Annotated in this window: 20 protein-coding genes and 1 tRNA gene; 9 read left to right on the top strand and 12 right to left on the bottom strand. The window is 69.8% G+C overall.

Annotation, left to right across the window (positions count from 1 at the left end):
- Positions 1-50 precede the first annotated feature (50 nt).
- From AC6CR5_RS22035 to trpC, 3 genes are read left to right on the top strand one after another with little or no spacing between them, the layout of a single operon-like run.
- Positions 51-617, top strand: a complete 567-nt coding sequence (locus AC6CR5_RS22035; RefSeq protein ID WP_006392505.1) for an aminodeoxychorismate/anthranilate synthase component II — start codon at positions 51-53, stop codon at positions 615-617.
- A gap of 12 nt (positions 618-629) precedes the next feature.
- Positions 630-1,661 (top strand): anthranilate phosphoribosyltransferase, encoded by a 1,032-nt coding sequence (trpD, locus tag AC6CR5_RS22030; protein WP_006386729.1) that lies wholly within the window; start codon positions 630-632, stop codon positions 1,659-1,661.
- Positions 1,658-2,446, top strand: a complete 789-nt coding sequence (gene trpC / locus AC6CR5_RS22025; protein WP_498084960.1) for an indole-3-glycerol phosphate synthase TrpC — start codon at positions 1,658-1,660, stop codon at positions 2,444-2,446. Before trpD ends, trpC begins: the two co-directional genes overlap by 4 nt.
- Before the next feature lie 22 nt (positions 2,447-2,468).
- On the opposite strand, the gene AC6CR5_RS22020 is transcribed toward trpC, so the two are convergent.
- Positions 2,469-4,361 (bottom strand): sigma-54-dependent Fis family transcriptional regulator, encoded by a 1,893-nt coding sequence (locus AC6CR5_RS22020; RefSeq protein WP_498084959.1) that lies wholly within the window; start codon positions 4,359-4,361, stop codon positions 2,469-2,471.
- A gap of 228 nt (positions 4,362-4,589) precedes the next feature.
- On the opposite strand from AC6CR5_RS22020, the gene adh reads away from it, so the two are divergent.
- Positions 4,590-6,119, top strand: coding sequence for an aldehyde dehydrogenase (adh, locus tag AC6CR5_RS22015; RefSeq protein ID WP_006384406.1), 1,530 nt, complete (start codon positions 4,590-4,592; stop codon positions 6,117-6,119).
- 89 nt (positions 6,120-6,208) lie between these two features.
- The gene (locus AC6CR5_RS22010; RefSeq protein ID WP_024067524.1) at positions 6,209-6,586 is read left to right on the top strand and encodes a DUF779 domain-containing protein; all 378 of its coding nucleotides are present in this window, start codon (positions 6,209-6,211) and stop codon (positions 6,584-6,586) included.
- Between the two features lie 36 nt (positions 6,587-6,622).
- On the opposite strand, the gene AC6CR5_RS22005 is transcribed toward AC6CR5_RS22010, so the two are convergent.
- The 3 genes from AC6CR5_RS22005 to AC6CR5_RS21995 form a co-directional block, all read right to left on the bottom strand.
- On the bottom strand, positions 6,623-6,787 hold the full coding sequence (locus AC6CR5_RS22005; RefSeq protein WP_498084958.1) for a hypothetical protein: 165 nt from the start codon (positions 6,785-6,787) through the stop codon (positions 6,623-6,625).
- An 83-nt stretch (positions 6,788-6,870) separates the two neighbouring features.
- On the bottom strand, positions 6,871-7,515 hold the full coding sequence (locus AC6CR5_RS22000) for a 2-hydroxychromene-2-carboxylate isomerase (protein WP_006384404.1): 645 nt from the start codon (positions 7,513-7,515) through the stop codon (positions 6,871-6,873).
- A complete protein-coding gene (locus AC6CR5_RS21995; protein WP_080564186.1) occupies positions 7,512-7,751 on the bottom strand; it encodes a DUF2917 domain-containing protein in 240 nt (79 codons plus the stop codon). The genes AC6CR5_RS22000 and AC6CR5_RS21995 overlap by 4 nt, the downstream gene beginning before the upstream one ends.
- Positions 7,752-7,923: 172 nt before the next feature.
- On the opposite strand from AC6CR5_RS21995, the gene AC6CR5_RS21990 reads away from it, so the two are divergent.
- Both AC6CR5_RS21990 and AC6CR5_RS21985 read left to right on the top strand, forming a co-directional pair.
- Complete coding sequence (locus tag AC6CR5_RS21990) at positions 7,924-8,844, top strand: LysR substrate-binding domain-containing protein (protein WP_026385134.1); 921 nt, start codon at positions 7,924-7,926, stop codon at positions 8,842-8,844.
- Positions 8,845-9,121: 277 nt separating this feature from the next.
- The gene (locus AC6CR5_RS21985) at positions 9,122-11,212 is read left to right on the top strand and encodes an LTA synthase family protein (RefSeq protein ID WP_498084957.1); all 2,091 of its coding nucleotides are present in this window, start codon (positions 9,122-9,124) and stop codon (positions 11,210-11,212) included.
- Between the two features lie 65 nt (positions 11,213-11,277).
- Here AC6CR5_RS21985 and selD read toward each other — a convergent pair whose 3' ends face one another.
- Complete coding sequence (gene selD, locus AC6CR5_RS21980) at positions 11,278-12,339, bottom strand: selenide, water dikinase SelD (protein WP_054508071.1); 1,062 nt, start codon at positions 12,337-12,339, stop codon at positions 11,278-11,280.
- Between the two features lie 142 nt (positions 12,340-12,481).
- Here selD and AC6CR5_RS21975 point away from each other — a divergent pair, with 142 nt between their 5' ends.
- Together AC6CR5_RS21975 and AC6CR5_RS21970 are read left to right on the top strand one after the other, a co-directional pair.
- The gene (locus tag AC6CR5_RS21975) at positions 12,482-13,585 is read left to right on the top strand and encodes a transglutaminase-like domain-containing protein (protein ID WP_498084956.1); all 1,104 of its coding nucleotides are present in this window, start codon (positions 12,482-12,484) and stop codon (positions 13,583-13,585) included.
- A 12-nt stretch (positions 13,586-13,597) separates the two neighbouring features.
- A complete protein-coding gene (locus AC6CR5_RS21970; RefSeq protein ID WP_498084955.1) occupies positions 13,598-14,140 on the top strand; it encodes a TlpA disulfide reductase family protein in 543 nt (180 codons plus the stop codon).
- A gap of 17 nt (positions 14,141-14,157) precedes the next feature.
- On the opposite strand, the gene AC6CR5_RS21965 is transcribed toward AC6CR5_RS21970, so the two are convergent.
- The 7 genes from AC6CR5_RS21965 to fdxH all read right to left on the bottom strand — a co-directional run bounded on the left by AC6CR5_RS21965 (position 14,158) and on the right by fdxH (position 21,476).
- Entirely contained in the window at positions 14,158-15,192 is a 1,035-nt protein-coding gene (locus AC6CR5_RS21965; protein ID WP_498084954.1) for a glycosyltransferase, read from the bottom strand.
- Between the two features lie 190 nt (positions 15,193-15,382).
- Positions 15,383-15,478 (bottom strand) — tRNA-Sec (locus tag AC6CR5_RS21960).
- 26 nt (positions 15,479-15,504) lie between these two features.
- The gene (selB, locus tag AC6CR5_RS21955) at positions 15,505-17,442 is read right to left on the bottom strand and encodes a selenocysteine-specific translation elongation factor (RefSeq protein WP_150101886.1); all 1,938 of its coding nucleotides are present in this window, start codon (positions 17,440-17,442) and stop codon (positions 15,505-15,507) included.
- Positions 17,439-18,872 (bottom strand): L-seryl-tRNA(Sec) selenium transferase, encoded by a 1,434-nt coding sequence (gene selA, locus AC6CR5_RS21950; RefSeq protein WP_150101885.1) that lies wholly within the window; start codon positions 18,870-18,872, stop codon positions 17,439-17,441. The genes selB and selA overlap by 4 nt, the downstream gene beginning before the upstream one ends.
- A gap of 2 nt (positions 18,873-18,874) precedes the next feature.
- Complete coding sequence (gene fdhE, locus AC6CR5_RS21945) at positions 18,875-19,810, bottom strand: formate dehydrogenase accessory protein FdhE (protein ID WP_035182973.1); 936 nt, start codon at positions 19,808-19,810, stop codon at positions 18,875-18,877.
- Between the two features lie 126 nt (positions 19,811-19,936).
- The gene (locus AC6CR5_RS21940) at positions 19,937-20,584 is read right to left on the bottom strand and encodes a formate dehydrogenase subunit gamma (RefSeq protein WP_006387324.1); all 648 of its coding nucleotides are present in this window, start codon (positions 20,582-20,584) and stop codon (positions 19,937-19,939) included.
- Entirely contained in the window at positions 20,577-21,476 is a 900-nt protein-coding gene (gene fdxH / locus AC6CR5_RS21935; protein ID WP_020925488.1) for a formate dehydrogenase subunit beta, read from the bottom strand. The genes AC6CR5_RS21940 and fdxH overlap by 8 nt, the downstream gene beginning before the upstream one ends.
- Positions 21,477-21,486 lie beyond the last annotated feature (10 nt).

Raw genomic sequence — 21,486 nt, 5'->3', positions numbered from 1 at the left:
CGCCCCCCATGACCGCCCCGGGCCGCGAATCGGCCCGCCTGGAGAAAAAAATGCTGTTGATGATCGACAACTACGACTCGTTTACCTACAACCTGGTCCAGTACTTCGGTGAACTGGGCGAGGATGTGCGCGTGGCGCGCAACGACCAGATCACCCTGGAAGAGATCGCCGCGCTCAACCCCGACCGCATCTGCGTGTCGCCCGGTCCGTGCTCGCCGGCCGAGGCCGGCATCTCGGTGCCCGTCATCCAGGCCTTCGCCGGCAAGAAGCCGATCCTGGGCGTGTGCCTGGGCCACCAGGCCATCGGCGCCGCCTATGGCGGCAACATCGTCCGCGCCCAGCAGATCATGCACGGCAAGACCGTCCGCATCTCGCATACCGGGACGGACATCTTCACCGGCCTGCCGACGCCGTACACTGTCATCCGCTACAACTCGCTGACCATCGACCCGGCGACGCTGCCCGAGTGCCTGGCCGTGACCGCCACGGCGCCGGACGGCGACATCATGGGCGTGCGCCACAAGACGCTGCCCCTGTACGGAGTACAGTTCCACCCCGAATCCGTGCTCAGCGAACACGGCCACGCCCTGCTGCGCAATTTCCTGAACCTCGCCTAAGAAGGACGCACCGTGACGATCTCCCCCTCCGAAGCGCTGACGCGCTGTATCGAACACCGCGAAATTTTCCACGACGAAATGCTGCATCTGATGCGCATGCTGATGCGCGGCGAGATGTCGCCGCAGATCGCAAGCGCCTTGCTGATGGGCCTGCGCGTGAAAAAGGAAACGGTGGGTGAAATCACCGCGGCCGCGCAGGTCATGCGCGAATTCGCCACGCCGGTGGTCACCCCCAACCCCGAAGACCTGCTGGACATGTGCGGCACCGGCGGCGACGGCAGCCACACCTTCAACATCTCCACCACCGCCATGTTCGTGGCGGCGGCGGCCGGCGTGCCGATCGCCAAGCACGGCAACCGCAGCGCGTCCTCGTCGAGCGGCAGCGCCGACGTGCTGGAAGCGCTGGGCGCCAACCTGGTGCTGACCCCCGAACAGGTGGCGGAATGCATCCAGGCCACCGGCATCGGCTTCATGTTCGCGCCGGCGCACCACGGCGCCATGAAGAACGTGGCCGCGGTGCGCAAGGAACTGGCGGTGCGCACCATCTTCAACATCCTCGGCCCGCTGACCAACCCGGCCGGCGCCGCCAACCAGTTGATGGGCGTGTTCCACCCCGACCTGGTCGGCATCCAGGTGCGCGTGCTGGAACGCCTGGGCTCGCGCCACGTGCTGGTGGTGCATGGCAAGGACGGCATGGACGAGGCATCGCTGGGCGGCGCCACCATGGTGGGCGAGCTCAAGGACGGCAAGGTCAGCGAGTACGAGATCCACCCCGAGGACTACGGGCTATCCATGATGTCCAACCGCGGCATCAAGGTGTCCAATCGCGAACAGTCGCGCGAGCTTGTCATAGAGGCGCTGGACAATGTCGAGGGCACCGCCCGCGACATCGTCGCGCTCAATGCGGGCCTCGCCATCTACGCAGGCAATAAAGCCGATTCCATTCCCGCAGCGTTAGCGCTAGCATTTGAACTGATTTCCACCGGCGCGGCGCGAGCCAAGCTGGAAGATTTCTGCGCATATACCCGGAAATTCCAGAAATGAACGATATTCTCGCGAAGATCCTCGCCGTCAAGGTCGAGGAAGTCGCCGCCGCCCGCCAGATGCGCAGCGAAGCCGAAGTCCTGCGCGAGGCGCAGGCGCGCCAGGACGTGCGCGGCTTCGCCCAGGCCATCGAAGACAAGATCTCGCAGGGCAAGGCCGGCGTGATCGCCGAAATCAAGAAAGCCTCGCCGTCCAAGGGCGTGTTGCGCGAGACCTTTCAGCCCGCTGAAATCGCCTCCACGTATGCCGTGCATGGCGCGGCCTGCCTGTCGGTGCTGACCGACGTGCAGTTCTTCCAGGGCTCGCACGACCACCTGCGCCAGGCGCGCGCCGCGTGCTCGCTGCCGGTGCTGCGCAAGGACTTCGTGATCGACCCCTACCAGATCATCGCCGCCCGCGCGATGGGCGCCGACTGCGTGCTGCTGATCGTGGCCGCGTTGACGCCGATGCAATTGCGCGAGATGGAAACGCTGGCGATGGAACTCGGCATGGACGTGCTGGTGGAAGTGCATGACGCCCAGGAACTGGACGTGGCGCTGACGCTCAAGACGCCGCTGCTGGGCATCAACAACCGCAACCTGCGCACCTTCGAGACCAGCCTGCAGAACACGCTGGACCTGTTGCCGCGCATCCCGGCCGGCAAGCGCGTCGTCACCGAAAGCGGCATCCTCACGCCGCAGGACGTCCGGCGCATGCGCGAACACAAGGTCGATGCCTTCCTGGTGGGCGAGGCCTTCATGCGCGCCCCGGACCCGGGCGCCGAACTGGCGCGCCTGGTCGGCTGAGCCGCACCGCCGCGCGGCGTGTTCAGTGTGGACGCGCCAGCCCCAGCGCCGCCGCGCGCCGGTACAAGGTGCTGCGATGCACGCCGAGCGCGCGCGCCGCGGCGCTGACATTGCCCCCGTGCGCGGCCAGCGCCGCGCGGATCGCGTCGTCGGCCATCGCCTGCAGGCTGGCCACCGGCGGCGCGGACGGCTGTGCGGGTGCGCCACGGATGTCCGCCGGCAGCATGTCGTGTTCGACCACGCCTGACGCGCCCGCCAGCACATGCAAGGTGCGCAGCACCGCCACCAGCTGCCGATAGTTGCCCGGCCAGGCATAGCGCACCAGCGTTTCCTCGATCCCGGCCGGCAACACCGGGCCCGCGCCCTGCGCGGCCCATTGCGCGCGCAGCAATTCGCGCAGGTCGGCGCGTTGGCGCAGCGGCGCCAGGGTCACGGTGTATTCGGCAATGCGGAAATACAGGTCGGCGCGTACCGGGGCATCCACGCCTTCATGCGCCAGCGGCCGATGGGTGGCGCACACCAAGGTGAAATCCACCGGCACCGGCCGGGCCGCGCCCAGCGGCGACACCTCGCGCGATTGCAGCACGCGCAGCAGGCGCGACTGCAGCGCCAGCGGCATGTCGCCGATCTCGTCCAGGAACAGCACGCCGCCGTGCGCCTGCCGCAGCAGGCCCTTGCTGCCCTGGCGGCGCGCGCCGGTGAAGGCGCCGTCCTCGTAGCCGAACAATTCCGATTCGATCAGGCTTTCGGGCAGCGCGGCGCAATTGACCGCCACGAACGGGCCGGCGGCGCGGCGGCTGCGCGCATGCAGCTGGCGCGCGAAGACCTCCTTGCCGGCGCCGGTCTCGCCCTGCAACAGGATCGACACGCCCGCATCCGACAGGTGCACCGCCCGCGCCAGCGCGCCCAAGGTGGCGGCGTCGAAGCTGGCGGTATCACCGCGCGCGATCGGCGCCGGTAACGCCGACGGGGCCGACGGGGCCGGCAGGCGCAGCGACGGCGGCGGCGCGACCGGCGCGCGAGAACGGGGCAGGCGCAGCCGGGCGTGGTAGGCGGCGCCGCCACGGGCATGCACGCGCCCGGCCGCGTCGGGCGCATGGTCCAGGTCGCCGTCGAACAGGTCGGCGTAGCGATAGACGCCCAGCGCCGTGGCCGCCAGGCCCAGCGCCTGCATGGCGCGACGGTTGGCGCCCACCAGCAGGTCGCCATGAAAGGCCAGCAGGGCTTCGGCCGGCGTGCCCAGCCCGGACCGGTCGGCGTGCAGGCGCAGCACGGCGCAGGGCTCATGGGCGGCATCGAACAGCTGGTGTTCGATCAGGTCGACCGCCGCGCGCACCAGCGCCAGCACGTCCGGCCGCACTTCGCGCGCGGGGCTGGACAGGTCCAGCACGCCCAGCATGCGGCCTTCGCTGTCGGTGATGGGCACCGCCGCGCAGGTCAGGATGCGATTCGGCTCGAAGTAGTGTTCGGCGCCGTCGACGATGATGGGCCGGCCTTCCACCAGCGCGGTGCCGATGGCGTTGGTGCCGGCGGCCGCCTCGTCCCACGGCGCGCCGGGCATCAGGGCGACCCGCGAGGCGCGCTGCGCGAAATCGATGTCGCCGTCGCTGTCCAGCACCAGGCCTTGCGCATCCGACAGGATCACCAGCCCGTCGCTGCCGCCTTCGCGGCGCAGCAAGGACATGGCCGGCTCGGACATCCGCCGCAAGGCTTCATTGCGCTGGCGCGCCTCGCGCAATTCGGCGGCGGTCATGGGTTCCGCGCGGCGCGCGCCGCGCATGTCGATACCCAGGTCGGCGCAGCGGCGCCAGGAGCGCAGGATGGGCTCGGCGACCAGCCCGCCAGGCACGACGCCTTGCTGGTTGAACAGCTGGCGCGCGTGCGTCAGCGACTGCCAACGGGATTGAGTGGCCATGCGTGTCTCCTTGGACGGTGTTCTGCGACACCTGTTCCGCGACAGTGTCGCGAAACGCGACACCCGGTAGCGGCGAACCGCCGCCCACGGCCCTTGCCGGCGCGTGGAAGGGTACTTTCGCACGCGGCAAGCGCGCTTGTCCAGCCGCGTCCCCACACATGGCACGCGGTTTGCTTGATGTGGAACAGGCACCCGACTGCCGTTACACCGACCTATACGGAGACAAGCATGGACATCGCGACCCGCGTCACCCCCGAATCCTATGGCACGCGCCTGGACCTCAGGACGCAGTACGACAACTTCATCGACGGCAAATGGCAGGCGCCCGCCGACGGCGAATACTTCGACAACGTCACGCCGGTCACCGGCCAGGTGCTGACCCGCAACGCCCGCTCGAAAGAGCGCGACATCGAGCTGGCGCTGGACGCCGCGCACCGCGCCGCGCCCAAATGGGGAGCGACCCCCGCCGCCGAACGCGCGCAGATCCTGATGCGCATCGCCGACGTGATGGAAGCCAATCTCGAACGCCTGGCCACCGCGGAAACCTGGGACAACGGCAAACCGATCCGCGAGGCCCGCGCCGCCGACATCCCGCTGGCGATCGACCACTTCCGCTACTTCGCCTCGTGCATCCGCAGCCAGGAAGGCGGGCTGTCGGAGATCGACCACGACACCGTGGCGTATCACTTCAATGAACCGCTGGGCGTGGTCGGCCAGATCATCCCGTGGAACTTCCCCATCCTGATGGCGGCATGGAAACTGGCGCCGGCGCTGGCGGCGGGCAACTGCGTGGTGCTCAAGCCGGCCGAGCAGACGCCGCTGGGCATCCTGCTGCTGATGGAACTGATCGGCGACCTGCTGCCGCCGGGCGTGGTCAACGTGGTCACCGGCTTCGGCCTGGAAGCGGGCAAGCCGCTGGCCTCCAGCAAGCGCATCGCCAAGATCGCCTTCACCGGCGAGACCACCACCGGCCGCCTGATCATGCAGTACGCGTCGCAGAACATCATCCCGGTGACGCTGGAGCTGGGCGGCAAGTCGCCCAACATCTTCTTTGCCGACGTGGCGGCGCAGGACGACGACTTCCTCGACAAGGCCATCGAAGGCTTCGTCATGTTTGCGCTGAACCAGGGCGAAGTCTGCACCTGCCCCAGCCGCGCGCTGATCCAGGAATCGCTCTACGACAGGTTCATGGAACGCGCGCTCAAGCGCGTGGCCGAGATCAAGCAGGGCAACCCGCTGGACGGCGACACCATGCTGGGCGCGCAGGCGTCCACCGAGCAGTTGGAAAAGATCCTGTCGTACCTGGACATCGGCAAGCAGGAGGGCGCGGCGGTGCTGGCCGGCGGCGCGCGCGCGCAGTTGCCGGGCGCGCTCGAAGGCGGCTATTACGTGCAGCCCACCGTTTTCAAGGGCCACAACAAGATGCGCGTGTTCCAGGAAGAGATCTTCGGCCCGGTAGTGGCGGTGACCACGTTCAAGGACGCCGACGACGCGCTGGCGCTGGCCAACGACACGCTCTATGGCCTGGGCGCGGGCGTCTGGTCGCGCGACGCCAACACCTGCTATCGCATGGGCCGCGCCATCAAGGCCGGTCGGGTCTGGACCAACTGCTACCACGCCTATCCCGCGCATGCGGCGTTCGGCGGCTACAAGCAGTCGGGCATCGGCCGCGAGAACCACAAAATGATGCTCAACCACTACCAGCAGACCAAGAACCTGCTGGTGAGCTACTCGCCCAAGAAACTGGGTTTCTTCTGACCCATGGGCGACGCCCGCCGGTCCGTGTCGCACCGGCCCATACCGGGCCGGCCCGTCGCGGGCCAGGGTGGCGTCGCGGGAGCTGCATCATGCCAGGACCCACCCCGCGCGTGGTCGCCACCGACGCGGCGCGCGCGCTGATCGACACCCTGCGCGCCAAGCATGGCCCGCTGATGTTCCACCAGTCGGGCGGCTGCTGCGACGGCAGTTCCCCCATGTGCTACGCGCAGGGAGAGTTCATGGTCGGCGGCTCGGACGTGCTGCTGGGCGAACTGGAGGGCTGCCCGTTCTACATGGGCGAAGACCAGTTCGCGTATTGGGAGCACACCCAGCTCATCATCGACGCCGTGCCCGGACGCGGCGGCGCGTTCTCCCTCGACAGCGCCGAGGGCAAGCGCTTCCTGCTGCGCTCGCGGCTGTATTCGGACGAGGAATGGGCCGCCGTGGCGCCGGTCACGCGCGGTTGAGACCGGCGCTTCGCGCGGCCTGCCGCGGGCGGGGTGTCAGGAACGCCGCGGCCCGCCGTCCTTGGCGGCCGGCTCGGCGCCAGCGGTCTCCTGTTGTCGCCACTGGAACGACACGCGGCGGATGCGCGCGGCGCGGAATTGCGTGAAGGAACGGCCACCCGGCATGGGTGCGCCGCGTAGCGGACTGCTGCTGTTTTTCATTGCGGGAAAAGCGTTGGCGGAAAAAAACTCTGCGGTGCCGGCGCGCGGCGCCGGCAACCATGATCGAAAGGTGAGCGCCGGGTTCAGCCGGCCGCGGCGGCCCAGGCGCCGACAGGGGCGCGGCGGGTCCAGTCCAGGGCGTCCTCGAGGCGGTCGTTGCCCCAGAACATCTCGCCGTCCACCAGGAAGGTCGGGGCGCCAAACAGTCCCAGATGGCGGGCCTCGTCGACCCGGCGCCGCAGCGCTTCCTTGGCGGCTTCCGACTTGCCGCGCGCGATCAGCGCGTCGGCGTCGAGCGACAGGTCGGTCAGCAGCGTGTGCACCACGTCCTCGGCCTGGATGTCCTGGTCGTGCTGGAAATTGGCGCGGAACACCGACAGGCAGAAATCACGGCCCCAGGGCTCGTCCTGCCCCAGCAGCGCGATCCGGGCGGGCAGCACGCTCATGCGCGGAAACAGGCGCGGCCGGTTGTAGGGCACGCCGTACTTTTCGGCCAGGCGGGCGATGTCGCGCATCATGTAGGCGCCCTTGCCGGGGAACAGGCGGAACGGCGTGTCGTTCCAGCCCTGGGCCTGGAAGATGGGGCCGAGCAGGAATGGCCGCAGGTCGACCCGCACGTCCGCCTGCGCCGCCAGGGCGCCGATGCGCTCGATCGCCAGGTAGCTGTAGGGGCTGGCGAAATCGAACCACATCTCGAGGCGGGGCGTGGCGGGCAGGGACGCATTCATGACAAAAGCTCCAACGGCTGGGGAACCTGGGAAACCAGGGCGACCTGCGCATCCGGCAGGCCGCTGAGGACGACATCGCGATCGCTGCCCACGATGATGGACTGGCCGGCTTGCAATACGCTGTCGTCCGGACGGCGGTACTCGGACAGCCAGAGCGCGCCGGCGTGGCACTCGATGCGCAGGCCCGAGGCCCGTCTGAGCAGCATAGTCGAACCCCGGGCCAGGCGAAATGACATTCCCGCAGTGCAACATAACCGGATCATGGCGCATCCCCCCGCCGCAACGGCGGCCATCATGGCGGGCGTGGGCGGCTGGCCACCGCATCACCCGTCGTCTGAGTCATATTGGACGCCGCAGGCGTTATATTGCACAAGCGACATTTCCGCCGCACACGCATGAGTTTTACGAATGTCATACCCGCTGGCAAAACTTCCCCCGCTTGATCTGGTCCGAGGCTTCGTCGCCGTGGGCCGCCGCATGAGCATCACGCTGGCGGCGCAGGACCTGCACGTGACGCAGTCGGCGGTCAGCCGCCAGATCCGGGCGCTGGAGGCCCACCTGGGGGTGCCGCTGCTGGTGCGTGGTTTTCGCAGCGTGTCGTTCACGTCGGAAGGCGCGCAGCTGTTCCGCATGGCCGACACCTGGCTGAGCCAGTTGGGCGACCTGACCGAGCAATTGCGCGCCCCGGAACGCCGCACGCCAGTCACCGTCACCACCACCATCGGCGTGGCCTCGCTGTGGCTGCTGCCGCGCCTGGGCGACTTCCAGGCCGCCCATCCGCAGATCGACGTGCGGGTGGCGGCCGACAACCGGGTCATCGACATCGACCGCGAAAGCGTCGACATCGCCATCCGCTACAGCCTGCGCGACACCGTGCCGGACGGAGCCGTCTGGCTGTTCGGCGAGTCGGTGGTGCCAGTGGCCCATCCCTCCCTGCAGGCGCGCGCCTTGGATGCGCGCGAACTGCAGCGCCATGTGCTGCTGGAGTTCGACGACCCCACCCGGCCCTGGCTGCAATGGTCGGAGTGGCTCAACGCGCGCGGCCTGGGGCGAGTGCGGCCCAAGGGCATGCTGCGCTTCAACCAGTACGACCAGATCGTGCACGCGGCGCTGGCCGGCCATGGCATCGCGCTGGGGCGGCTGGCGCTGATCGCGCCCATGCTGGCGGACAAGCGCCTGGCGACGGTCGGCGGCCAGCCGGCGGACGCCACCGAGCACGCCTACTGGCTGGTGCGCAACGCGCGCCGCAGCACCCCCGACGCCGAGATCGTGACGCGCTGGCTGGTGCAGCAGGCCGCCACCACGGCGCGCCTGCTGGCTCCGGAATAAGGCCTCCCCCGCGAGGCCGAATCCCCCGCCATGCCGGCGCCTGGCGATCGCCAGGCGCTCTTGCGGCTTGGGCGACCGGCTTGGGCGACCGGTTTGTGCGACCCGCTTGGGCGACTCACTACAAGTTCTATACAAACCTTCATAGATTTGCGTTCCCCCTCCTGTAGATTGCGGCCTGCATAGCACGCACGGACCCGAGCTCCCCCCCTGCGAATGAACCCGCGCGCCCCGTTCCCCCGGCGGTCGCGCGGGCCCGTTGCCGCCGTTTCACGGCGCAATGCCCCGCCCTCCTTTCATGGCGCAGATGAAGCTCTTCCGTTCCACCGACGCCTGGCAATCCTGGTTTATCAACTTCCAGCGTTCCTTCCTGATCCTGCTGGCGCCATGGCTGGTGTCCGTGCTGGCGCAGGGCGCCGGCCGCGCCTATCTGCTGGCCGCCTACGCGCCCCCCGGCGCCTACGCGGCGCTGCCGCAGGACGTCAAACGCATGCTGGCGACCGGCCTGCTGTTTGACATCAAGGTCGCGGCGATCGCATTCTCAGTGCCGCTGCTGGCCGCGCTGGTGCTGGCCGCGCGGCCGGCGGCGCACGCCCTGTGGCTGCGCTGCCTGCCAGGCCTGGGCGCAGTGCTGGCCACCCTGTTCGCCGCCAGCACGGTGGTGAGCGTGTACTACTTCGCCACGTTCTCGCGCTCGATCGACATCTTCGTATTCGGCCTGATGGACGACGACACCCGCGCCATCCTGGCGACGCTGTGGCACGGCTATCCGGTGCTGCGGACGCTGGCGCTGCTGGCGGCGGTGCTGGGCGCGACGTACTGGCTGGCGCGGCGCTGGGGCTCGGGCATCATGCGGGCGCGGCTGGCGCGGCGCGCGCTGGTTCCCAGCGCGCTGCGGCTGTTCCTGATCATCGGCGTCACGGTGCTGGCCTGTCGCGGCTCGCTGGGCACCTTTCCGCTCAACAAGGACGACACCGGCATCTCGTCGCTGCGCCTGCTCAACGACATCACGCCCAACGGCATTTCGGCGTTCTTCTGGGCGTTGTCCGAGCGCGACAACGACAAGCGCTTCAGCCCCGTCACCGCTGACGAAGGCGCGCGGCTGTATCGGCGTTTCCTGGGACGACCCGGCCGCGATCTGCAACCCTTCATGGCCAGCACCGGCGCCAATCCGCCAGCCCGCGCCCGGCCGCCGCACGTCGTGCTGCAGGTCATGGAAAGCATGGGGCACCACATGAACACCCACGACCGCCCCGGCCGCGACCTGTTGGGCGCGCTGCGGCCGCACTGGCGGCAGGACTGGCGCTTCGACCGCTTCCTGTCCGAAGGCAATGGCACCATCGATTCGCTCAGCCGGCTGCTGGTGCGCAGTCCGGTGCTGGCCATCAGCCAATCGTCGGCGGCCAATGCCACCTTCGCCAGCAATGCCTTCACGCCATTCCTGGCGCGCGGCTATCGGGTGGTGTTCGTCACCTCGGGCACGGCCACCTGGCGCAACCTGGGCCGATTCGCCACGCATCTGGGCGCGCATGAGTTCGCCGACCAGCTGACGCTCAAGCACCGCTATCCCGAGGCGCAGGCGGGCGCCTGGGGCGTGCCCGACGAATACATGTTCCGCTACATCGCCGAGCGCCTGGCGCGGGCCGACCGTGACGGTGAACACCTTTTCATCGTCGGCCTGTCCACCACCCACCACCCGCCGTTCCTGGTTCCCGAAGGCGGCCAGCGCGGCGGCCTGGAGCTGGGCGATGTCGAACGCCTGCCCTACTACGAAAACTGGACAGGCCTGGAAGACGCCTTCGACACGCTGCGCTACGCCAACGACCAGCTTGGGCGCTTCCTGAGCGGCCTGAAAGGCTCCGCCCAAGGCGCCCGCACCATCGTCGCAGCCACCGGTGACCACAACATCCTGGGGGTCGCCTATTCCGCCGACACCGACGCCGTCCTGGCGCGCGCGGTGCCGTTCTACCTGTATGTGCCACCGGCCTATCGTGGGCAATCGAGCTACGATCCGTCACGCCCGGGCAGCCACAAGGACATCCTGCCCACGCTGTACCACCTGAGCCTGCCGGACACTCCCTATTTCCGCAGCGGCTGCGATCTGCTGGCCGCGCGGCCCGATCCGCAATGGTGCTTTGGCTTCAACAACCCGCGCCTGCTGATCACGCGCGACGGCGCCTACCGGCGCGATCATCCCGGACGCATCCTGCCCTGGGCCGGCGCCAGCGGCCTGGCGCTGGCGCCCGAGCGGGTCGCGTCGGCAGCGCAGGCGGCCGAGCAGGAACGGCTGGAAGCGTATGCCCCGCTGCTGCAATGGCAGATCAATCACCAGGTGCAGCACCAGGTGCCATTGCGGCCGGATCGCCCCTGAACCGGCCCGCCGCGCATGCGCGGCGCGCGGCGCGCCGCTCCCGGACCCGAGGCGGCCCGCGCCCGCTAGTCGACGCGCACCAGCGCGTCGCCCGCGACCATGTCGCCGACCACCGCGGCGTCCGCGAAGCCCTGCTCGCGGAACAGCTCCAGCACCGCCTGGGCCGCCTGGGGATCGCAGGCGACCAACAGGCCGCCAGCGGTCTGCGGGTCGGTCAGCAACGCCCGTTCGACATCGGATACGTCCCCGCCCAGCCGCACCGATTCGCCATACGACGCCCAGTTGCGGCCCGACGCGCCGGTGACCACGCCTTCGGCGGCGAAGGCCTGCACGCCTGGCAACCAGGGCAAGGCCTCGCGCCGCAGCCTGGCGGTCAGCCCCGCGCCGCGAGCCATCTCCAGCGTATGTCCCAGCAGGCCGAAACCGGTGACGTCGGTGATCGCATGGACCCCGTCCATCGCGGCCAGCGCCGCGCCGGGGCGGTTCAGGCGGGTGGTGGTGTCGATCATCACCCGGTACCCGTCGGCGTCCAGCCGGTTCTTCTTCAGCGCCGCCGACAGGATGCCCACGCCCAGCCCCTTGCCCAGCACCAGCACGTCGCCGGCACGCGCATCGGCGTTGCGCTTGATGCGGTCCGGATGCACCAGCCCCATGGCCGCCAGGCCGTAGATCGGTTCGACCGAGTCGATGCTGTGGCCGCCCGCCACCGGAATGCCGGCCTCCTTGCAGATCGACTCGCCGCCGCGCAGGATGTCGGCGATGACGCCGTGCGGCAGCACGTTGATCGGCATGCCGACGATGGCCAGCGCCATGATCGGCGTGCCGCCCATGGCGTACACGTCCGACAGCGCATTGGTGGCCGCGATGCGGCCGAAGTCGTAGGGATCGTCGACGATCGGCATGAAGAAGTCGGTGGTCGCGATCAGCGCCTGCTCGTCGTTGAGCCGGTAGACGGCGGCATCGTCGGCCGTCTCGGTGCCCACCAGCAGGTTGGGGTAGCTGGCGGCCGGCCCGAAGCGCGCCAGCAGCTGCGACAGCACGCCGGGCGCGATCTTGCAGCCACAGCCGCCGCCGTGCGACAGCGAGGTCAAGCGCGGCACCGCCGCGGACGCTGCATCCTGGGTCATGTGAATCTCTCCGTAGGTGATGGGGAAAAGGATAGCATCGCGCCCCCGAATGGCCCTATGATGATCCGGCAGCAGGCAGCAACGGACGGCCGCCCGCCACCGGGCGCACCGACAGCCAAACTTCACCGTGCGTGAGGGCTATATGGATCGCCGACACTTCCTCCGTTTCTCGAGCGCCCTGTGCGCCACCCAGGCCGCGGCCCTGCCCCTGGCCGCGCGCGCCGGCCAGGCGCCCGTCAGCGCCGACTGGCGCAGCTTCGAACTGACCACCCACATCCAGGTCCGCGACCCCGGCGCCCATGCGCGCCTCTGGATCCCCCTGCCCCACGCCACCGACACCGGGTACCAGCGCGGCGCGCAGAGCGCCTGGCTGGTCAGCGGCGGCGGCAGCGCGCGGCTGGCGCAGGCGCCCGGCTACGACGTGCGCATGCTGGCGGTGCAATGGCCCGACGCCCAGGCGCCGCGCGAAGTCACCGTGACCAGCCGCTTCCAGACCCGCAACCGCCGCGTCGACCTGACCCAGCCGCCGCCACCCGGCGCCTCGCGCGAAAGCGCCGCCACCCTGCGCGAATACCTCCAGCCCACCGAGCTTTTGCCCACCGACGGCATCGTCAAGACCACCGCGGACCGCATCACCCGCGGCCACCAGGGCACGCTGGCGCGGGCCCGGGCCCTCTACGACTGGGTGGTCGACAACACCTGCCGCACCGCCTCGACCCGCGGCTGCGGCACCGGCGACGTGCGCTACATGCTTGCCGCCAACGACCTGAACGGCAAATGCGCCGACATCAACGCGCTGTTCGTCGCCCTGGCGCGCGCCGCCGGCATTCCCGCCCGCGACGCCTACGGGCTGCGCGTGGCCGATTCGCAGCTCGGCTTCAAGAGCCTGGGCAAGGCCGGCGACGTCACCCGCGCGCAACATTGCCGCGCCGAGTTCTACGCCGACGGCTACGGCTGGGTCCCGGTCGACCCCGCCGACGTGCGCAAGGTCATGCTGGAGGAGCCGCCCGGCGATCTGCCCACCACGGACGCCCGCGTGCGCAGCGCCCGTGTCATGCTGTTCGGCGCGTGGGAAATGAACTGGGTTGCCTACAACCATGGCCACGACGTCGTCCTGCCCGGCTCCGCCCACGGCGCCGTGCCGTTCCTGATGTACCCCAACGGCGAAACCGCCGACGGCCGCCTGGACAGCCTCGACCCCGACAGTTTCCGCTACACCCTGACCGCCCGTTCGCTGTCCACCTGAACCAGCGCGCCCATGGTCAGCCGCCGCCACCTGCTGCAATCCACGCTGTCGCTGGTGGCGCTGCCGGGCTGGGCCCGCGCCGCCGCCAGTGACAGCGCCCTCAAGGCCGCCACGGGTCCCGACTGGGCCGCCTGGACCGCTGGGACGCCGCCGCTGGTCCTGCCCGACCTTGCGGGCCGCGAGCAGAAACTTGCCGCCTGGCGCGGCAGTGTGGTCATCGTCAGCTTCTGGGCCACCTGGTGCGACCCCTGCCGCGACGAATTCCCGCTTATGTCCGCCATGGCCAGGCGCCACCGCGAAGAAGGCCTGCGCCTGGTCGCCGTGAACGTCGGCGAAGCGCTGGGCAAGATCACCACCTTCCTGGCCAAGTGGCCGGTCGCCGGCACCGTCCTGCATGATCGCAACAGCAGCGCCGCCAGGCAATGGGATGCCGTCGGCCTGCCCGCCAATTACCTGGTCGACCGCGGCGGCCGCATCCGCCACTGGCACCTGGGCGCGCTGGACTGGCAGGCCGCGAACGTCAACGGCATCGTCACCAGGATGCTGCGCGCGTGATTGTGCGTGCGGCGCTGCTACCGCGTGACGGCCATGTCCGGCGTGAAAGCGCCCTTGCCTCGCGCCATTCGTCTCAGGCGCCGGTATGCCTTGAACACCCGCCGCAGGTCGGTGACGCCGCGCGCATGGCGGACCAGCCGCGGCCAGGCGCGCAGGTCGAGCATCGACCGCGCCAGTTGGGCGCGCGCTTGCGGGTTTTCGACGTCCTTGCGAAGCAGGTCGACAAAGCACAGGAGTTCATGCAGGACGTGACGCACGATCGAGACGCGGGTTCTCTGGCCGAGGTCCTGCCGCCTGGACAGCGCCAGCAGCGCCTCGATGATGTGAACGTAGCTGACGCCGCGCCACTGGCGTATCCGGGCTGACGGCGAAAGGGTTATCGAGTCGGGGTTGCGCCGATAGCCGTACACCGGCTCGGACGCGAAGCCCATGCGCCTGGCGACCAGCGCGAGTCGGGTGGTCCACAGGATGTCCTCGTGAAATATCGAGGGATCGAACGCCAGGCCGTGTCGGGTGATGAGTTCGCGCTTGACCAATTGCAGGCAAACATAGTGCGGCCATTCACCGATGGCGACGCAGTGCGCGATCCAATCCTCGCCCGTCATGGCGCCGGCGGTCGGTTGCCGGGTGAGGACGGGGGACCGGGGCAAGGGTGCAGGCGCGTGCGTGAACCGGTACGCGTTTCCGACCAGCAGCTCCAGCCCCTGCGAAACGGCCTGTTCGTGCCACCGGGCGAGGCCGGCCGAGGGCAGGAGATCGTCGGCGTCGGCGAAGGCGACCCAGGCGCCGCGCGCGGCCCGCAGGCCCGCATTGCGCGCGGCGCCGAGTCCCTGATGGGGTTGCCTGAGGATGCGAAGGCGCGCGTCCGTGGCGCCACGCGCCTGCAGGATCGCCACGCTGCCATCGGTGGACCCGTCGTCGACCGCGATCACTTCCAGGCTCAAGGCGGCGTCGGCCAATAGCGCGTCCAGTTGGTCGGACAGATACCGTTCGCAGTTGTATACCGGCACGATCAGGCTGACCTGCGGCGCAGTGGGTTCGACGTGGCTCATGTTCTGTTCAGGCGTGGGCTTTACGGGAGCGCCGCGCCTTGAACCCCATGTGGTGGCATGGGTTTACGCAGGGATGTCTTGTCCGATGGGCGCGGGCGGATCGGTAAGCTACGCCGGATTCAGCGGGCCGGGGAACAAGACGGACAAATGCAGGACCGATCCGGATACTTGCGATCCGGCAGCCACGAATTGGCGGAAGGCAGCAGGAGTCGAACCTACCTGGGAACGTCTGACGTCCCCAACCGGGTTTGAAGCCCGGCCGTGCCACCGGGCACGGATGCCTTCCAGAGAAAACCGCCGATGAAAGACCGCCTATGATACCGCCTGGCCCGCCCCGAGATACGCGCTGTCGTTGCGCAGCACGTGGGTATCGCGCAGCCGCCGCGTCAAGCCGGTCCGATCGAAGAACTCCAGGATCTGGATCGCGCGCTTGCGGCCCAGCCCCGTCGCATCCCTGAAGGCCGCCGCGTTCAATCCTTCGGGCCTTGCCGCGAGATCGATCGCCAGCGCCACCAGCTCGGCCACCCGCTCGCGATGGTAGAACAGATCCTTCACCACCTGCGCCACCTCGCCGCGCCGCAGCAGCTTGCGCAGCACCTGCCGCACCCGCTCCTCCGGCTCGCCCTGCGCGCGCGCCAGGTCGCGCACCCAGGGGGGATCGTAGGCCCCGGCGGCCAGCAGCGGCAGCAGGCGCAGCGCGAGTTGGGCCTCGGCCTCGGCCAGCGCCGCGGTGTGGCCTGGCAGATGCAGCCAGGGTCCGTTGCGCAGCACCCGGCCCTGCTGCCGCAGATCTTCCAGCAACCCCTGCCACAGCGCCTCGGAGGCGGCCGGCAAGGCCATGCGGCGCAGGCGGGAGCCGTCGGGGCCCGGTTCGTCCGGCGCGCCCTGGTGGAAGGTCGCCAGCGCCTGCTCCACCCGTGTCCGCAGCGCTTCCCAGTGCGTGGCCAGGATCAGCGTGCGCGCGCCCTGCGGCGTGCGCGGCTCGATCCAGATCGCCCCCTCGGGCGCCGTCAGGTCGCGCACCGGCCTGCCTGCCAGGCGTTGCAGCGCCGTTTCGTCCAGGCCCAGCGCGGCCTGCGCCAGCAGCGGTTGCAGCCCGCCGCCATCCAGCATGTCCGCCACGCCTTGCAGCCACTGCATCCGCGCCGGCGCGCGGCGCTTGCGGTCCGGCGCGTTCGGATCGAGCACCCGGCCGCCGCCCACGGTGCGCGTGGCCTGGGCGTTGCGCACGATGTATCGGTCGCCCGGCATCGCACACACCGGCTCATCGAACACCAGCTGCACCCAGCCCGACTGGCCCGGGGCCAGCGCGTCGGCCGACAGCGGCACCACGTGCGCCACCTGCCGCGCCGCGCCGATGTGCACATGCAGCGGCGTCCAGGCCCGCAGCGGCGCCTCGGCCGAAGGCAGCAGCGTCAAGGCCACATCGACGTGGCGCGACGGCAGGAAGCAGCGCGCATCGGCGATCCAGTCGCCGCGCGTGATCGCGCTCTTGTCGATCCCCGCCAGGTTCAGGGCGCAGCGCTGGCCGGCCGCGCCGGTCTCGCTGGGCTGGTTCTGCGCGTGGATGCCGCGCACCCGCACCCGCGTGCCCGCCGGCATCAGGCGCAGGTCGGCATCGTCGTCGCCGGCGCGCGCGCGGCCGCCATGCGCGGTGCCGGTCACCACGGTGCCGTGGCCGGCCAGCGTGAAAACGCGGTCCACTGCCAGCCGGAACAGGCCGGCGCCATCGCGCGCGCCCAGCGCCTGCGCGGCCTCGTCCAGATGCTGCTTGAGCCGCGCCACGCCTGCGTCGCCGGCGCGCGCCGCGCATACCTCGAACAGGGACGCGTCCTGCAGAAACGTCGCCGCCGCCAGTGCCGCGATCTCGCCGCGCACCGCCGCCAGCCGGGCGGCGTCGGCGCGATCGGCCTTGGTCAACGCCACCGCCCCGCGCGCCACGCCCAGCAGCGCCAGGATCGCCAGGTGTTCGCGGGTCTGCGGCATGACGCCGTCATCGGCCGCCACCACCAGCAGGCCGAAGTCGATGCCGCTGGCGCCTGCCGCCATCGTGTGCACCAGCTTTTCGTGGCCCGGCACGTCGATGAAGCCCAGCACGTCGCCGTTGGGCAGGGGCGTATAGGCGTAGCCCAGCTCGATCGAGATGCCGCGCGCCTTTTCTTCCTTGAGGCGGTCGGTATCGACGCCCGTCAGCGCCCGCACCAGCGTGGTCTTGCCATGGTCGATATGGCCGGCGGTGCCGACGATCATGCCCGCGGCTCCGTGGATTGCGCCGCGAGTCCGGCGAGCTGCTCGATGAAGGCGGCCTCGTCGCGCGCCTCCAGGCAGCGCAGGTCGAGCCACAGCGCGTCATCGGCGATGCGGCCGATCACCGGCACCGGCAGGTGGCGCAAGCGGGTTTCCAGCCGGTCCAGATGGCGCCCGGGACGGCCCTTGCCACGATATCGCACCGCCAGCCCGTGGCTGGGCAACTGGTCCACCGGCAACGCGCCGCTGCCGATCTGGCTGAACATCGGCACCGCCTCGACCTCGTAGTCGGCGCCCGCCGCGTGCGCCAGCACGCCGCGCACGCGCTCGGCCATGGGCTGGATCTCGCGCTGCGGCCGGGTCAGCAGGCGCAGCGTGGTCAGGCGCTGCGCCAGGAATTCCGGCGCGCGGTACAGCTGCAATACCGGTTCCAGGGCCGCCAGCGTCAGCTTGCCCACGCGCAGGGCGCGCTTGAGCGGGTTCTTCTTGATCTTGCGGATCAGGTCGGCGCGCCCCACCAGCAGGCCGGCCTGTGGGCCGCCCAGCAGCTTGTCGCCGCTGAAGGTGACCAGGTCGGCGCCGGCGGCGATGGTCTCGCGCACCGTGTCCTCGCGCGGCAGGCCGAACTGGGTCAGGTCCACCAGCGTGCCGCTGCCCAGGTCCACCGTGGCCGGCAGGCCACGCGCATGCGCCAGCGCCGCCACCTCGGCCACGCCGACGCTCTTGGTGAAGCCGGTGACGGCGTAGTTGCTGCAATGGACCTTCATCAGCATCGCGGTGCGCGGGCCGATGGCGTTCTCGTAGTCGGCGGCATGGGTGCGGTTGGTGGTGCCCACCTCGACCAGCCTGGCGCCGGCGCGCTTCATGATGTCGGGGATGCGGAAGGCGCCGCCGATCTCGACCAGTTCGCCACGCGACACCACCACCTCGCGGCGATCGGCCAGCGCGTTCAGCATCAGCAGCACGGCGGCGGCGTTGTTGTTGACCACCGTGGCGGCCTCGGCCCCGGTCAACTCGCACAGCAGGTCGTCGATCAGGTCGTCGCGGTCGCCGCGGCCGCCGCTGTCCAGGTCGAACTCCAAATTGGCCGGCGTGGTCAATGCGCGCAGCACCGAGGCCACCGCCTCGTCGGGCAGCAGCGCGCGGCCCAGGTTGGTGTGCAGCACGGTGCCGGTCAGGTTGTAGACGGCGCGCAGGCGCGGCGCGGCGGCGCGCGCCAGGGCGCCGTCGACGGCGGCGGCCACGGCGGCTTGCGCCAGTTCCGCGCGCGGCAGTTCACCCGCCAGGGCGCGCTGGCGCAGGGCATCCAGGTGCCGGCGCAGCGCCGCCACCACCTGCGTGCGGCCATGCGTGTCCAGCGCCGCGGCCAGCGCCGGCGCGTTCAGCAGCCGGTCGAGCGCGGGAATGTCGGCGGCGGCGGCAAGCCCGGTCATGGCTATTCCTCTTCGGCGCCGTGCCACAGCAGCGGGTTGCCGCTGGCGCGCGAATAGCCGGCCTCGCCCACCAGCACGTCCAGCATCAGGCTGGCGAGGTCGTCGGCCACCGGCTCCACGTGCAGGTCCTTGTCCTGATAGAAGATCTTGCGGTAGGTGTGGCAGCGGTCGCAGGTCTCGGCCTTGATGGCGGGCGCGCGGCCCTCGATGGCCTGGTAGGCCACGGACTCGACGTCCTCGCAGTGCGAACACTTGACGCGCACCATGTGCCACTGGGTCGCGCACAGGCTGCAACACAGGTAGCGGTAGCCTTCGAACTGCCCCCCCACCCGCACCACGCTGGCCACCGGCAGGCTGGCGCAGACGGGGCAGACGCCGAAGGGCGAGGCCACCGGCAGCTGCTTTTCGTCGAAGCGGCTGGCCAGGTCGGTCCAATACACCTGCAAGGCGGCCATGACGAACGGCGCGGCGGCGCCGTCGACGCCGCGATGCTGCTCCGACAGCACCGCCTCGGCCAGGTCTTCGAGCGATTCGGTGTCTTCATCGAGCGCTCGGCGCAGCGCCGAGCAGACTTCCAGCGCCTCGGCCGGCACGTCCTGGCCGCCGGCGACCTCGTCGACCAGCTGGCGCAGGATGTCGCGCCACAGCGGGTCGCGCGGCCATCCCACCGCCTGCAGCGGCGGCATGCCATGGGCCTGCGCCAGGGCGATGCGGTCTTCCGAGGCCGGCGGCGCGTTGCAGCCGCGCAGGGCGTTCTGCTGGGCGTCGACCAGCCGCGCCATCAGCAGCAGGTAGTCGGCCACCGGGCTATCCACGGCCAGTTGCCGCAAGCGCGCCGCGCGCGTCGCGAAGACCGAATCGCGCGCCGGCAGCTGGATGCGGGGGATGGTGTTGTGGTCTAGCGCTTCGATCTCGCCGCGCGGAAGAATTCGCTGCAATTGCGTCTCCAGATAAACAAACACGGCTGCCGCCCCGACAGGGGGAGGCAGCCGTGCGGTGGGATCGGGCGGGATCCACCCGGCGGAGCCGCCACCGCCTGGTGACGCCCGCCGCGCGGGGCCGGCTTACTTCGTCGTGGACTGCTTGCCGATTTGTTCCCGGAACCAGGCGCGGTGGTGCTTCCATGCCCAGCCCGCGGTCACGTAGCCACGCAGCATCGCCGTGAGCGAGCCCTTGACCCAGATCGCCGCATAAATATGCACAATGATCGCGCAAATCAGCACCAATGCACAAACGGCATGCAGCACAGAGGCGGCGCGCACCACCCAGATCGGGAAATAGAAGGCGAAGAACTCGCGCCAGATCACGATGCCGCTGGCGAACAGCCCCAGCATGCACAGGATCAGCACGTAGAACAGCAGCTTCTGGCCGGCGTTGTACTTGCCGACCTCGGGCAGCTTGTCCTCGCGGTTCTCGACCACGTCGTTGAGCTGGCTCAGCCACTGGCGGTCGGCCTTCGTCATCAGGTTGTGGCGCCACATGTGGCCGGCGAACACCACGAAGCAGAAGAACATCACCAGTCCGATGAACGGATGCAGGATGCGGGTCCAGGGACCGCCGCCGAACAGGTTGGTGAGCCAGAACATCGACGGGTGGAACAGCGCCAGCCCGGACAGCGCCAGCAGGATGAAGGTGAAGGCGATGATCCAGTGGTTGGTGCGCTCGCCGGGCGAATAGCGCTTGATCCGGCGGTGATGGCGGTCGTCACTCATGGCGGATCTCCTGTTCGGCACGGCGTTCGTCTTCCTCGTCGACCTCGTTGCGGCCGACGCGGGCGTAGTGGAAGAAGCCGGCCAGCGCCGTCAGCGCCATGGCGGCCACCCCCAGCGGCTTGGCGATGCCCTTCCACAGCGAGACCATCGGGCTGATCTGCGGCTCCTTGGGCAGCCCGTGGTACAGCCCGGGCTGGTCGGCGTGATGCAGCACGTACATCACATGGGTGCCGCCCACGCCTTGCGGATCGTACAGGCCGGCCTGCTCGAAGCCGCGCGACTTCAGGTCCTCGATGCGCTCGGCGGCGTGCTGCTTCATGTCGTCCTTGGTGCCGAACACGATGGCGCCGGTGGGGCAGGCCTTGACGCAGGCCGGCTCCTGGCCGACGGCCACGCGATCGGAACACAGGGTGCACTTGTACGCCTTGTGGTCCTTCTTGCTGATGCGCGGCACGTTGAACGGGCAGCCGGTGATGCAGTAGCCGCAACCGATGCAGTTCTCTTCGTGGAAATCGACGATGCCGTTGGTGTACTGGATGATGGCGCCCGGCGAGGGACAGGCCTTCAGGCAGCCCGGGTCCTCGCAGTGCATGCAGCCGTCCTTGCGGATCAGCCACTCCAGGTCGCCTTGCGGGTTCTCGTACTCCGAGAAGCGCATGACGGTCCAGGAATGCTCGGTCAGGTCGGCCGGGTTGTCGTAGACGCCGACATTGGTGCCGATCTCGTCGCGCAGATCGTTCCACTCCATGCACGCGCTCTGGCAGGCCTTGCAGCCAATGCACTTGGAGACGTCGATCAGCTTGGCCACGGACCCGGTGACGGGCTCGCGGATGCCGGGCGGCGGCGTGGTGGTGGCCGAGCGCCGTTTGATGTCGAGGGATTGCATAGACATGAGCGCTCTC

The organism is Achromobacter sp. EG18 (genome assembly GCF_059759395.1).
This window is presented reverse-complemented; position numbering and strand designations above follow the sequence as displayed.

Bases quoted from the DNA above. Each gene is read 5' to 3' on its own strand.
- AC6CR5_RS22035 (WP_006392505.1), top strand. From the start codon at position 51: ATGCTGTTGATGATCGACAACTACGACTCGTTTACCTACAACCTGGTC.
- trpC (WP_498084960.1), top strand. From the start codon at position 1,658: ATGAACGATATTCTCGCGAAGATCCTCGCCGTCAAGGTCGAGGAAGTC.
- AC6CR5_RS22020 (WP_498084959.1), bottom strand. From the start codon at position 4,361: ATGGCCACTCAATCCCGTTGGCAGTCGCTGACGCACGCGCGCCAGCTG.
- adh (WP_006384406.1), top strand. From the start codon at position 4,590: ATGGACATCGCGACCCGCGTCACCCCCGAATCCTATGGCACGCGCCTG.
- AC6CR5_RS22010 (WP_024067524.1), top strand. From the start codon at position 6,209: ATGCCAGGACCCACCCCGCGCGTGGTCGCCACCGACGCGGCGCGCGCG.
- AC6CR5_RS22005 (WP_498084958.1), bottom strand. From the start codon at position 6,787: ATGAAAAACAGCAGCAGTCCGCTACGCGGCGCACCCATGCCGGGTGGC.
- AC6CR5_RS22000 (WP_006384404.1), bottom strand. From the start codon at position 7,515: ATGAATGCGTCCCTGCCCGCCACGCCCCGCCTCGAGATGTGGTTCGAT.
- AC6CR5_RS21995 (WP_080564186.1), bottom strand. From the start codon at position 7,751: ATGTCATTTCGCCTGGCCCGGGGTTCGACTATGCTGCTCAGACGGGCC.
- AC6CR5_RS21990 (WP_026385134.1), top strand. From the start codon at position 7,924: ATGTCATACCCGCTGGCAAAACTTCCCCCGCTTGATCTGGTCCGAGGC.
- AC6CR5_RS21985 (WP_498084957.1), top strand. From the start codon at position 9,122: ATGCCCCGCCCTCCTTTCATGGCGCAGATGAAGCTCTTCCGTTCCACC.
- selD (WP_054508071.1), bottom strand. From the start codon at position 12,339: ATGACCCAGGATGCAGCGTCCGCGGCGGTGCCGCGCTTGACCTCGCTG.
- AC6CR5_RS21975 (WP_498084956.1), top strand. From the start codon at position 12,482: ATGGATCGCCGACACTTCCTCCGTTTCTCGAGCGCCCTGTGCGCCACC.
- AC6CR5_RS21970 (WP_498084955.1), top strand. From the start codon at position 13,598: ATGGTCAGCCGCCGCCACCTGCTGCAATCCACGCTGTCGCTGGTGGCG.
- AC6CR5_RS21965 (WP_498084954.1), bottom strand. From the start codon at position 15,192: ATGAGCCACGTCGAACCCACTGCGCCGCAGGTCAGCCTGATCGTGCCG.
- selB (WP_150101886.1), bottom strand. From the start codon at position 17,442: ATGATCGTCGGCACCGCCGGCCATATCGACCATGGCAAGACCACGCTG.
- selA (WP_150101885.1), bottom strand. From the start codon at position 18,872: ATGACCGGGCTTGCCGCCGCCGCCGACATTCCCGCGCTCGACCGGCTG.
- AC6CR5_RS21940 (WP_006387324.1), bottom strand. From the start codon at position 20,584: ATGAGTGACGACCGCCATCACCGCCGGATCAAGCGCTATTCGCCCGGC.
- fdxH (WP_020925488.1), bottom strand. From the start codon at position 21,476: ATGTCTATGCAATCCCTCGACATCAAACGGCGCTCGGCCACCACCACG.